Source organism: Lysobacter arseniciresistens ZS79 (genome assembly GCF_000768335.1).
In the GTDB taxonomy this organism is placed as follows: domain Bacteria; phylum Pseudomonadota; class Gammaproteobacteria; order Xanthomonadales; family Xanthomonadaceae; genus Novilysobacter; species Novilysobacter arseniciresistens.
This window is the reverse complement of record NZ_AVPT01000048.1, coordinates 1-11,144: the sequence shown is the minus strand read 5'-3', so window position 1 is coordinate 11,144 and position 11,144 is coordinate 1. Positions and strand designations below refer to the sequence as shown.

General features: G+C 71.2%; 11 protein-coding genes. All 11 read right to left on the bottom strand.

Annotated elements, in window-relative coordinates; genetic code table 11:
* Positions 1-649: bifunctional phosphoribosyl-AMP cyclohydrolase/phosphoribosyl-ATP diphosphatase HisIE (gene hisIE / locus N799_RS13555; RefSeq protein WP_081975046.1), on the bottom strand; the 649-nt coding region annotated here is incomplete at its 3' end.
* Positions 642-1,415, bottom strand: coding sequence for an imidazole glycerol phosphate synthase subunit HisF (hisF, locus tag N799_RS13550; RefSeq protein ID WP_036213683.1), 774 nt, complete (start codon positions 1,413-1,415; stop codon positions 642-644). The genes hisIE and hisF, both read right to left, overlap by 8 nt.
* Positions 1,409-2,185 carry a 1-(5-phosphoribosyl)-5-[(5-phosphoribosylamino)methylideneamino]imidazole-4-carboxamide isomerase gene (hisA, locus tag N799_RS13545; protein ID WP_036213681.1) on the bottom strand — a complete coding sequence of 259 codons (777 nt, stop codon included), beginning with the start codon at positions 2,183-2,185 and terminating at the stop codon, positions 1,409-1,411. Before hisA ends, hisF begins: the two co-directional genes overlap by 7 nt.
* 11 nt (positions 2,186-2,196) lie before the next feature.
* Complete coding sequence (gene hisH / locus N799_RS13540; protein WP_036213679.1) at positions 2,197-2,817, bottom strand: imidazole glycerol phosphate synthase subunit HisH; 621 nt, start codon at positions 2,815-2,817, stop codon at positions 2,197-2,199.
* Positions 2,814-3,896 carry a bifunctional histidinol-phosphatase/imidazoleglycerol-phosphate dehydratase HisB gene (gene hisB, locus N799_RS13535; RefSeq protein WP_036213678.1) on the bottom strand — a complete coding sequence of 361 codons (1,083 nt, stop codon included), beginning with the start codon at positions 3,894-3,896 and terminating at the stop codon, positions 2,814-2,816. Before hisB ends, hisH begins: the two co-directional genes overlap by 4 nt.
* Entirely contained in the window at positions 3,893-4,978 is a 1,086-nt protein-coding gene (hisC, locus tag N799_RS13530; protein WP_036213675.1) for a histidinol-phosphate transaminase, read from the bottom strand. The genes hisB and hisC overlap by 4 nt, the downstream gene beginning before the upstream one ends.
* Positions 4,975-6,276, bottom strand: coding sequence for a histidinol dehydrogenase (gene hisD / locus N799_RS13525; protein ID WP_036213673.1), 1,302 nt, complete (start codon positions 6,274-6,276; stop codon positions 4,975-4,977). Before hisD ends, hisC begins: the two co-directional genes overlap by 4 nt.
* The gene (gene hisG / locus N799_RS13520; RefSeq protein ID WP_036213671.1) at positions 6,273-7,181 is read right to left on the bottom strand and encodes an ATP phosphoribosyltransferase; all 909 of its coding nucleotides are present in this window, start codon (positions 7,179-7,181) and stop codon (positions 6,273-6,275) included. Before hisG ends, hisD begins: the two co-directional genes overlap by 4 nt.
* Positions 7,178-7,531 carry a YerC/YecD family TrpR-related protein gene (locus N799_RS13515; RefSeq protein ID WP_036213670.1) on the bottom strand — a complete coding sequence of 118 codons (354 nt, stop codon included), beginning with the start codon at positions 7,529-7,531 and terminating at the stop codon, positions 7,178-7,180. The genes hisG and N799_RS13515 overlap by 4 nt, the downstream gene beginning before the upstream one ends.
* 103 nt (positions 7,532-7,634) lie before the next feature.
* Complete coding sequence (locus N799_RS13510) at positions 7,635-9,527, bottom strand: HAL/PAL/TAL family ammonia-lyase (protein WP_036213668.1); 1,893 nt, start codon at positions 9,525-9,527, stop codon at positions 7,635-7,637.
* Entirely contained in the window at positions 9,524-10,942 is a 1,419-nt protein-coding gene (gene hisS / locus N799_RS13505) for a histidine--tRNA ligase (protein WP_425476994.1), read from the bottom strand. The genes N799_RS13510 and hisS overlap by 4 nt, the downstream gene beginning before the upstream one ends.
* Between the last annotated feature and the right edge of the window lie 202 nt (positions 10,943-11,144).

Genomic DNA, 11,144 nt, shown 5'->3' with positions numbered 1-11,144 from the left:
TCAAATCGAAGACACAAGCGGCTTCAGCCGCCATCGGATACCCGTGCCTCTCCCGCAACACCGACACCGCATCGGCCAGCGCCAACCCCCGCGCGCGCAGCAGCACCAGCAGGTGGAACAGCAGGTCGGCCGCCTCGCCCAGCAGCGCGGCATCGTCCTGCACGACCGCAGCGAGGGCGGTTTCGACGCCCTCCTCGCCCACCTTCTGCGCGATCCGCCGGATGCCGCCGTCGAACAGCTGGCTGGTGTAGCTGCCAACCGGTCGCTCCCGGTGGCGGCGGGCGACGAGCGCGTCGAGTTCGGCGAGGAAATCCGACGGTGCGCCGGCAAAGCAACTGGAGCGGCCGAGGTGGCAGGTGGGTCCGGCCGGGCGCGCCTGCACCAGCAGCGTGTCAGCGTCGCAGTCGGCTTCAAGCGCGACCAGCGCCAGGTGGTTGCCCGAGGTTTCGCCCTTGACCCAGAGCCGCTGGCGGCTGCGGCTGAAAAAGGTGACGAGGCCGGTTTCCAGAGTCGCCCGCAGCGCCGGCCGGTCCATGTAGCCGAGCATCAGCACCGCCCGCGTGTCGGCGTGCTGCACGACGACCGGCACCAGGCCCTGCTGTTTGTCCCAGGCCAGCGCGTCGGGGTCGAAACGGATCGCATCAGGCATCGCGCACCTCCACGCCGCGGCGGCGAAGTTCGCGTTTGAGCGCGGGAATCCCAACCGCGCCCGAGTGGAAGACACTCGCGGCGAGCGCGCCGTCCACGTCCGCCTGATCGAACACATCCGAGAAGTGCGAGGCCGTGCCCGCGCCGCCCGAGGCCACCAGTGGCACGTCGCAGGCGCGCCGCGCGGCCCGGAGCTGCCCGATATCGAAACCCTCGCGCACGCCGTCGCTGCCCATGCAGTTGAGTACCACCTCGCCGGCGCCGAGCCGCTGCACTTCGCCGATCCAGTCGAGCGTGCGCCGCGACAGCGCCTCGGTCCGCGACGGGTCGCCGGTGAACCGGCGGACGCGCCACTCCCCGTCGGCATCGCGCAGGCTGTCGATACCCACCACCACGCACTGCACGCCGAACGCATCGGCCAGTTCGGTCACCAGCGCCGGGCGCTGCAGCGCCGGAGTGTTGATCGACACCTTGTCCGCGCCCGCATGCAGCACCGTGCGCGCATCGTCGACGCTGCGGATGCCGCCGGCGACGCAGAACGGGATATCGATGACGCGGGCCACCCGCTCGACCCAGTCGCGGTCGACGCAGCGCGCCTGCGGGCTGGCGGTGATGTCGTAGAACACCAGCTCGTCCGCGCCTTCGTCGCGATACCGCAGCGCCAGCTCGACGATGTCGCCCATGTCGACGTGGTCGCGGAACCGCACGCCCTTGACCACGCGGCCGTCGCGCACGTCCAGGCACGGGATGATGCGGCGGCTCAACACGGTGGGCCTCCCGTCGCCGCGTCGGCGGCCAGCACCTCGCCCAGCCCGAGCCGCCCCTCCAGCAGCGCCTTGCCAAGCACCGCACCGGCGCAGCCCGCGGCACGCGCGGCAGCGACGTCGGCCCGGTCGCGTATGCCACCGGACGCCTGCAAGCGCACCCCCGGGGCCAGCGTCCGGATCCACGCGTACAGGTCGAGGTTGGGACCGGACAGCATGCCGTCGCGGGCGATGTCGGTGCACAGCAGGTGGCGCAGTCCGGCGTCGGCGTAGTGGCGCAGCAGCGGCTCCAGGCCGGTGCCGCTGTCCTCGGTCCAGCCGGAGGTCGGCAGCTGCCAGCGCCCTGCCCGGTCCTGCCGTGCATCGAGCGCGACGGTGATCCGCCCGGGGCCGAAGCGCCGCAGCCAACCGGCCACGCGCGCGGGTTCACGCACGGCGAGCGAGCCGACCACGACCCGCGACGCACCGGCCTCCAGCAGCCGCTCGACATCTCGCTCGTGGCGCACTCCGCCGCCGGTCTGGACCTGCAAGCCGGTTTCGGCCGTCAGCAGCTCCAGCAGCGGAGCGAGCGTGTATCCCCCGGCGCGCGCGGCGTCCAGATCCACAAGGTGCAGCCATCGCGCCCCGGCGGCGGCGTAGCGGCGGGCCAGCGCGAGCGGCGTATCGTCGTAGCGCGTCTCCTGCGCGTAGTCGCCCTGTCGCAGCCGCACCACCCTGCCTTCGCGCACATCGATGGCGGGCAGCACCTCGAACGCAGGCGCAGACGCACTCACCCTTGCAACGTTCACGCGATCGCCTCCGACAGGAAGTTGCGCAGCAGCCGCGAACCCACCGAGGCCGAGCGCTCGGGGTGGAACTGCGCACCGAACCGGACGCCCTCGCCAACCACCGCCGCGAACTCGCGACCATGGGTGGCAACGGCGATCGTGGTGCCATCCACCGGCGCGGCGTAGCTGTGGACGAAATAGGCCTGCGCGCCGTCATCGATGCCGTCCAGTAGGGGACTGCCAGCGACCCGGTGCAGGCGGTTCCACCCCATGTGCGGAACACGCACGGCTGGGGTGCCGGCGTCGCCGACAGCGGGAAGGAGCCGCGCGACACGCCCCGGCAGCAACCCGAGGCACTCGACCTCGCCCTCCTCCGAAGATTCGTACAGCAGCTGCATGCCCAGGCAGATCCCGAGCAGCGGCTGGCGAAGGCCACGCACCACGTCGACCAGCCCCGCCTGGCGCAGCCTCGCCATGCCGGCGGCGGCCGTACCGACTCCAGGCAGGATGACCCGTCGCGCGGCGCGGATCACCGACGCGTCGGCGCTCACCCGCACGTCGGCACCCAGCCGCTCCAGCGCATACCGCACGGAGCCCAGGTTCGCGCCGCCGGCGTCGATCAGCACGACGTCGTTCACAACGCCCCCTTGGTGCTCGGCAGGTCGGTGCCCTCGCGACGGAGCGCCTGCCGCAGCGCACGCGCTACGGCCTTGAAGCAGGCCTCCACCTGATGGTGGTCGTTGTCGCCGCGCACCCGCAGGTGCAGGTTCAGTCCGGCCCCGTCGCACAGCGAGCGGAAAAAGTGCGGCACCAGTTCGGTCGGCAGGTCGCCGACGCGCTCGCGACGGAATACACCTTCGAACTCCAAGTGCGGACGGCCGGAAAAATCTAGCGCGGCGCTCGCCAGCGACTCGTCCATCGGCAGGGTGAAGCCGTAGCGGCCGATGCCACGCTTGTCGCCCAGCGCCTCGCGCAGCGCCTGGCCAAGCGCCAGCGCGCTGTCTTCGACGGTGTGGTGCTCGTCCACGTGCAGGTCGCCCTCGCAGCGCAATTGCAGCGAGAAACCACCGTGCTTGCCGAGCTGGTCGAGCATGTGGTCGAAGAAGCCGAGGCCGGTACCGACCTTCGGCTCCGCCGCGCGGTCGAGGTCGAGCGACACCCGCACCGCCGTTTCGCGGGTGACCCGCTCCACGCTCGCGCGCCGTGGCGCGTCCACCAGCTCGTGAGCGATGCCGGACCAGTCCCACTCGCCGCCGAACTGCGGCGTACGCAGCTGGAACGAACGAACCCCGAGGTTGCGGGCGAAGGCGTTGTCGCTCTCGCGGTCCCCGACCATGGCCGATCGCGCCCAGTCGATCCCGCGGTCCCGCAGGTAGCCCAGCACCATGCCGATGCCCGGCTTGCGGGTGGACGCGTTGTCGCCCGGCAGGCTGCGGTCGACCAGCACCTCGCGAAAGCGGATGCCCTGGCTTTCGAACACCTGCATCATCAGCCCGTGCGGCCCATCGAAATCGGCCTGCGGGAAGGCGTCGGTGCCGAGGCCGTCCTGGTTGGTCACCATCACGAACGCGTAGCCGGCGTCGCGCAGGCGCAGCAGCGCCGGGATCACGCCGGCGACGAAGCGCAGCTTGTCGAACCGGTCGACCTGGAAATCCGCGGGCTCCTCGATCAGCGTGCCGTCGCGGTCGACGAACAGGATGGGGGCCGGCACGCTCATGCGGCGACCTCCATCGCGGCGATCGCCTCGATGACGCGACGGTTCTGCGACGGCGTGCCCACGGTGATCCGCAACGCATCCGCCATTCCGTCATGCGCCCGCATGTCGCGTACGACGATGCCGGCCCGCAACAGGTGCTGCATCGCGACCCGCGCGTCGGTGAAACGCACCAGCAGGAAGTTCGCCGACGACGGATACACCCGGGCGACGGATGGCAGCTGCGCCATCTGGTGCGCCAGCCGTCCGCGCTCCTCGATGACGGCGTCGATACGTGTCCGCGTGGCCTGCCACGCCGCGTCGCCGAGCGCGTTGCAGGCCAGCTCGCTGCACGGCGCGGCGAGCGGATACGGCGACTGGCAGCGCTGCAGCATGGCGACGAGTTCGGCATCGGCCACCACGCAGCCGACGCGTGCCGCGGCCAGCGCGTGGGCTTTCGACAGCGTGCGCAGGACCGCGACATTGCGATGACGGCCGACCAGCGTCACCGCCGAGATCGCCTGCGCGAACTCGATGTAGGCCTCGTCCACCACCACCAGCGCGCGGCCTTGCAGGCGGCGCGCCAGTGCATCGATGTCGGCCAGCGGCAGCAGATTGCCGCCGGGGTTGCCGGGGGAACACAGGAACACCAGCTTCGCGCCGCCGGCGAGCACCGTTTCCGCGACCGCGTCGGAATCGCAGCGGAAGCCGGCATCGCCGTCCTCCAGAGGCACCCCGAGTACCCGCGCCCAGTGAAGGCGCGCGCAGACTTCGTACATGCCGAACGTCGGCGGCGTCACCACGACGGCATCGGCACCGGGGCGGCACAGCGCGCGGATCAACAGGTCGATGCCCTCGTCGCTGCCACGCCCCGCCAGCACCTGTTCCGGCAGGCATCCGTATCGCGCGGCCATCGCCGCGCGCAAGGCCGTGGGTTGCGGCTCCGGATAGCGGCGAAGGCCGTCGGCGCCCACGACCGGGTTCGGCCATGGCGACTCGTTCGCGTTGAGCCAGGCATCGCCCACCAGCCGGCTGCTGCGGGCGGAGCGATAGCCGGCGAAGTCCCTGAGGTCATCGCGTAAAAGATCCATCGGGGACGCGCTCACGCGATCGCCTCCAGCCGCCGCGACACCGCCCGGCGATGCGCGTCCAGGCCCTCGGCCGCCGCCAGTTCCATCGCGCACCGGCCAATGGCCCGCAGCCCTTCGGGCACCACTTCCTGCACCGTGATCGCGGTCTGGAAGCTCGCCGCCGACAAACCGCTGCACCAGCGCGCGGCACCGCCGGTCGGCAGCACGTGGTTTGTGCCGCTGCAGTAGTCCCCGAGTGCCTCGGGCGCCCAGTCGCCGAGGAACACCGAGCCCGCGGCGTGCACTTGCGGGAGCCAGCCGCGCGGATCGCGCAGCGCCAGGATCAAGTGCTCGGGCGCGTAGCGGTTGCTGACGCCGAACGCCTCGCCGATGGAGGCCACCCGCACCATCCGCGACGAAGCCAACGCCTGCCGCGCGATCGAGGCCCGCGGCAGGTCGGCCAGCTGCCGCTCGATCTCGATCTCGACCGCCGCGAGCAGGCCGTCGTCGTCGCTGAGCAGGATCACCTGCGAGTCCGGGCCGTGCTCGGCCTGCGACAGCAGGTCGGCCGCGACGAACACCGGGTTGGCCCCGGCGTCGGCGATCACCAGCACTTCCGACGGCCCGGCCGGCATGTCGATGGCCGCGCCACCCTCCAGCATCGCGACCTGGCGCTTGGCCTCGGTGACCCAGGCGTTGCCGGGACCGAACAGCTTGTCGCAGGCCGGCACGCTCGCGGTGCCGAACGCCATGGCCGCGATCGCCTGTGCACCGCCGAGCTTGAAGACCTGCCGCACGCCGCAGTGCGCGGCGGCGAAGAGCACCGCCGGGTCGGCGGTACCGTCGCGCCGCGGCGGCGTGCACAGCACCACGTCCTCGCAGCCGGCCAGCCGAGCCGGCACGGCCAGCATCAGCGCGGTCGACGGCAACGGTGCGGAGCCCGCCGGCACGTACAGCCCGACTCGCCTGATGGGCCGGGACATCCGCTCGCAGACGACGCCGGGGGCGGTTTCGACCGCGGGCGCGGCGACCATACCGGCGCGGTGGAAGCACTCGATGCGCCCGGCGGCCTCGATGATCGCCGCGCGCAGTTCCGGCGTGATTGAGTCGGCCGCGGCCGCCATCTCGGCCGGGGTCACCTCGAAGGCATCGAGCGCGACGCCGTCGAACCGTGCACCCAGGCGGCGCAATGCATCGTCACCACCGTCCCTGACCTCGACCAGCAGTTCTGCAACGGTGGCCGCCGTTTCCGCACCGACCTGCTGGGCCGGACGCCGCAGCATCTCCGCGCGGGCCGGCTCATCGATCGCTTCCCACTGCACGACCCGGCTCATGCGAGCATGCCTTCGACCGGCAGCACCATCAGGCCGTGCGCGCCGGCCCGCTTGAGTTCCTCCAGCCGCTGCCAGGTCACGGCGCCGTGGCACAACGCCTGCAGCGCCAGATCGTCCGCCCCGTCGACGCGCATGACCGTCGGCGTCTCGGCGTCCGGCAGCAGCGGCAACAGGGTCGGCAGGACGTCGCGCGGCGCCTGGAACAGCAACAGCTTGCTGTGGCGGATCCGCAGCGCACCATCGAGCCGCCGCATCAGCAGGGCCGCGAGTTCGCCCCGGACCGCGTCGAACCCGGCCACCGGCCCGGCGAGCACCGCCTCGCTCTCGCACAGCGTCGCGACCGGCTTGAGCTGGTTCGCCGCGAGCGTGGCGCCGCTGGATACGAGGTCGCAGATCGCGTCGGCCTGCCCGAGCCGCGGCGCGATCTCCACCGAGCCCGACAGCATCACCACGTCGGCGGAAACGCCCTCGTCGGCCAGCCAGCGCGCCAGCAGCGACGGATAGCTGGTCGCGATCCGCTTGCCCGAAAGCTGCGCCGGCCCCTGCCAGCCCCAGTCCTCTGGCACCGCCAAGGCAAGGCGGCAACCCCCGAAGCCGAGCGGAAGCCACTCGCGGAACACCGGCTCGCGACCGTCCGCGACCTGCGCGGCCTGCTGCTCGGCCAGCACGTTGCGGCCGACCACGCCGAGATCGCAGACACCGTCCGCGATCAGGCCCGGGATGTCGTCGTCGCGCACCAGCAGCAGGTCGACGGGGAGCGTCTCGCCGTAGCAGAACAGGCGATCGCGGCTCTCGCGCCAATGCAGGCCGCACGACGCCAGCAGGGTACGGGCGGGTTCGGCCAGGCGGCCGGATTTCTGGATCGCGATGCGCAGCCGGTCGCGCGACGGGGGCACCGGACTCATTTCGGGCTCCTGGACACGGATGCTTCGGAACGCGGCGCTTCCGTGCGCAGGCGGTTGCGCTTGAGTGCCTGGCCGTAGCCGCCGGCGCCGCGCTCGAGCGTGCGTGCGACGCGACCGATGGTGGTCACGCTGACCTGGGTGCGCTCATGGATCTCCCGGTACGGGATGCCCTGCGCGACCAGCGGCACGACCCGCCAGCGATCGGTCATCGCCTCCAGCTCGGCCGGCGTGCACAGGTCCTCCAGAAACGCACGCACTTCGCCGGCGCCGCGCAAGCCGTCGATCACCGACGACAGTGTGTCCAGCACGTCTTCCTGCGGGTCCACCGCCCCGTCCGCACGACGCTTCATCCGCTACTCCAATGTATTAACGCGTTAATACATTAAGCGAACAATGCGCGCTGATCAACCGCCGGCGATCAGCCGGCGGCGTGCAGGCCGCAAGGAGGCCGCGTCAGGCGTCGCGCGCCGCGGCCAGCACCGCGCCGTCGACCACCAGCTGCACCGCGGCGGCCACCTCGCCGTCGAGGGCCCGGTCGCGCTGCAGGAACGGGATGCGCTCGCGGATGGCGGCATGCGCTGCGGCCACCGCCCGGCCCGGGTGGAACTCGCCGGCGTCGGCCAGCTCCGCGCGCAACGCCTCGACATCGGCGATGAAGCCGGCGTGGTCGCGATGATCCTGCCGCGGCGCACCGGATACCTTCCCGGCCAGCGCGGCCGCGTCGGCGCGGTCGGCCAGCGCGCGGGCGGCGTTGATCATGTCGCGCCGCAGGTCAAGCGCCTGCGCGGCGGTATACAGCTCCAGCCCGAGCACCTTGCCGAGGTCGTCGGCCATCGACAGCACGTGGCGCGCCTCGTTGGCGCCCATCGAAACGTGGTCCTCCGCGTTGGCGCTGGTCGGGATCGAGTAGACCGAAGCGGGCATGGCGCGGCTGGCGAGGTCGTTGACGATCGCCGCGGCGGTGTACTGCACGATCATGAAGCCCGACTCCGTGGCGTCCTCGTTGCCGATCAGGAAGCCCGGCAAGCCGTCGTTGGTGGCCGGGTCGACCAGCTTGTTGAGCCGGCGCTCGGAGATGCTGGCCAGCACCGGGATGGCCGCCTTGACGTAGCTCATCGCCAGCGCCAGCGGCATGCCGTGGAAGTGGCCGGCGGAAATCACCTGCTCCTCGACATGCTCCCTGTCGGCGTCGGGGAACACGATCGGGTTGTCGGTCAGCGCGTTGAGCTCGACCTCCAGCACCCGCGCAGCCTGCGCCACCGCGTCGCGGACCGCGCCGTGCACCTGCGGGATGCAGCGCAGCGAATAGCTGTCCTGCGGCTGGTGCTTCTTGCCGCCGCGGAACGGACGGAAGCGGGTGTAGAACTTCTCGCGGCCGTGGCGCTGGGTGAACGACACCCAGTCCCAGCCGATGTCGAAACGCAGCGACTGCGCCTCGGAGTCGTCCCACGCATCCGGCGTCCACGGGCGGAACCGCGGCACCAGGTGGTACGGAATGTCGGCCAGGGTCGAACCGTCCAGCAGCCGCCGCAGGTGCGCGGCAACCTCGACCTGCCCGGGGTGCGGCCGCAGCGCATGCACTTCCTCGGCGAACGCGCCGAGCCGGCCGGCGAACGCGTCGATGGTCATCGCGGCGGCAAGGTCGGCGGTGTCGAGCAAGTCCTCCAGCTTCGACAGCGCCAGCACGCCGCAGGCCAGCATCTGCGCGGTGCCGTTGTTGAGCGCCAAGCCTTCCTTGTACGACAGCGCCACCGGTTGCAGGCCCGCGCGCGACAGCGCTTCGGCGCCGGGCAGACGCTCGCCGCCGAGGAACGCCTCGCCGCCGCCCAGCAGGACGATCGCCAGGTGCGACAGTGGCGCGAGGTCGCCCGAGGCACCGACCGACCCGAGCTGCGGCACCACCGGCACGATCCCGGCATTGAGCATCGCCGCCAACGCCTGCAGGGTCTCGACCCGGATACCCGAGTGCCCGCGCATCAGTGTGTTGATGCGGATGCAGAGCATCGCCCGCACCACTTCCGGCGCGAACGGTTCGCCGACGCAGACCGCATGGGTGACGATCAGGTTGCGCTGCAGTTCCTCGTGCAGCGACTCGCCCGATGCGGGCGAACCGTCGCCAAGCGTGTCACGCACGCGGTGGCTGCCGAGCAGGCGGTCGGCGTTGCTGCCGAAACCGGTCGAGACGCCGTAGATCGGCTCCTCGCGGCGGACCTGTTCGGCCAGGAATTCGGCCGCGCGGGCGACTGCCGGCAACTGCTCCGCCGCCAGTTCGACCTGTGCGCCGTGGGCGACCGCAACCAGCCCCGCCCGCGTCAGCGAACGGCCATCCAGACGTACCGGCTTCATGCCCCACCCTCCATCAGCGGCTGGGCCAGCTCGACCTTCAACGCCTGCGCCAGCTCGGTGCGGGCGACCTCGAACTGGTCGGCCCGGCGCAGGTCCTTCACCGTCACCGAGCCCCTCGCGACCTCGTCGGCGCCAAGCACCGCGACGAAACGGATGCCGGCCTTGTCGGCGTACTTGAACTGCTTTGCGAGCTTGGACGGCTCCATCACCACCTCGGTGTTCAGGCCGGCCTCGCGCAGCTCGCGGGCAAGCGCGAGGCAATGCGGCAGCGAACCGGCGTCCATCTGGGTCACCAGCACCTGCACCGAGCTTTCGGCGGTGTCGAGCAGGCCGGCCTCGCGCAGCTGCCAGAACAGCCGGGTCAGGCCGATCGAGATGCCGACACCGGGCAGCTTCGACTTCGTGTAGTGGCTGGCGAGGTTCTCGTAGCGCCCGCCCGAGCAGATCGAGCCGATCTGCGGGTAGTCGTCCAGCGTGGTCTCGTAGACGGTGCCGGTGTAGTAGTCGAGCCCGCGCGCGATCGAGAAATTGAGCGCGTAGTCGGCCTCCGGAACGCCCAGTGCGCGGACCAGCTCAAGCACCTCGCGCAGCTCGGCCACGCCTTGGCGCAGCGCGTCGTTGCCGGCGCCGAGTGCTTCGAGGCGGGCCAGCGCGTCGGCGTGCGAGATCGAGCGCACTTCGACGAATTCGAGGATCCGCGCGACAGCGTCCGCGGCCAGCCCGAAGCCTTCGCCGGTCAGCGTCTCGCGCACGTAGTCGGCGCCGCGCTTGTCGAGCTTGTCGACCTCGCGCAACACCCGCGCCTGCAGGTCCGGCTCGGCCACGCCCTGTGCCTCGAAGAAGCCGCGCATCAGCTTGCGGTTGTTGAGCTGGATGGTGAATTTGCCGATCGCCAGCTCGGAGAACACCGCGTGGATGACGGCGGGGATTTCGGCGTCGAAGCGCGTGCTCAGCGCGTCCTTGCCGACCACGTCGATGTCGCACTGGTAGAACTCGCGGAAACGGCCGCGCTGGGCGCGCTCGCCGCGGTAGACGCGCTGCATCTGGTAGCGGCGGAACGGGAACGCGAGGTCGTGCTCGTGCTCGGCGACGTAGCGCGCCAGCGGCACGGTCAGGTCGAAGCGCAGCGCCAGCTCCGGAAGGGCGCGCTCGGGCAACTCGCCACCCTGCCCCTGCGCGGCCTTGTCCAGCGCGCCGGTCGACTGCACGAAATACACCTGCCGCTCGGTCTCGCCGCCGGATTTGGTCAGCAGCACCTCCGACAGCTCCATCACCGGCGTCTCCACCGGCAGGAAGCCGAAACGCTCGTAGTTGCGGCGGATGGTGTCGAGCATGCGCTGGAAGGCGATCTGGTCGCGAGGCAGCAGTTCCATGACCCCGGGCGGGGTGCGCGGCTTGATCGGCGCGTGGGACAAGGCGGGGCTCCGGTGACGGCGGTTGCGGGGATCGCGACAGTTTAGCGGCCGCGCTGCCCGGTCCGCTCCGGCAAGCGGACGCCCCCAAGATTCCCCTTGCCTAGCCACGCAGCTGTGTCTAAAATGCGCGGCTCTGCAGTCGGGGTGTAGCTCAGCCTGGTAGAGCGCTACGTTCGGGACGTAGAAGTCGCAGGTTCAAATC

Bases quoted from the DNA above. Each gene is read 5' to 3' on its own strand.
- N799_RS13510 (WP_036213668.1), bottom strand. From the start codon at position 9,527: ATGAAGCCGGTACGTCTGGATGGCCGTTCGCTGACGCGGGCGGGGCTG.
- N799_RS13515 (WP_036213670.1), bottom strand. From the start codon at position 7,531: ATGAAGCGTCGTGCGGACGGGGCGGTGGACCCGCAGGAAGACGTGCTG.
- hisD (WP_036213673.1), bottom strand. From the start codon at position 6,276: ATGAGCCGGGTCGTGCAGTGGGAAGCGATCGATGAGCCGGCCCGCGCG.
- hisB (WP_036213678.1), bottom strand. From the start codon at position 3,896: ATGAGCGTGCCGGCCCCCATCCTGTTCGTCGACCGCGACGGCACGCTG.
- hisG (WP_036213671.1), bottom strand. From the start codon at position 7,181: ATGAGTCCGGTGCCCCCGTCGCGCGACCGGCTGCGCATCGCGATCCAG.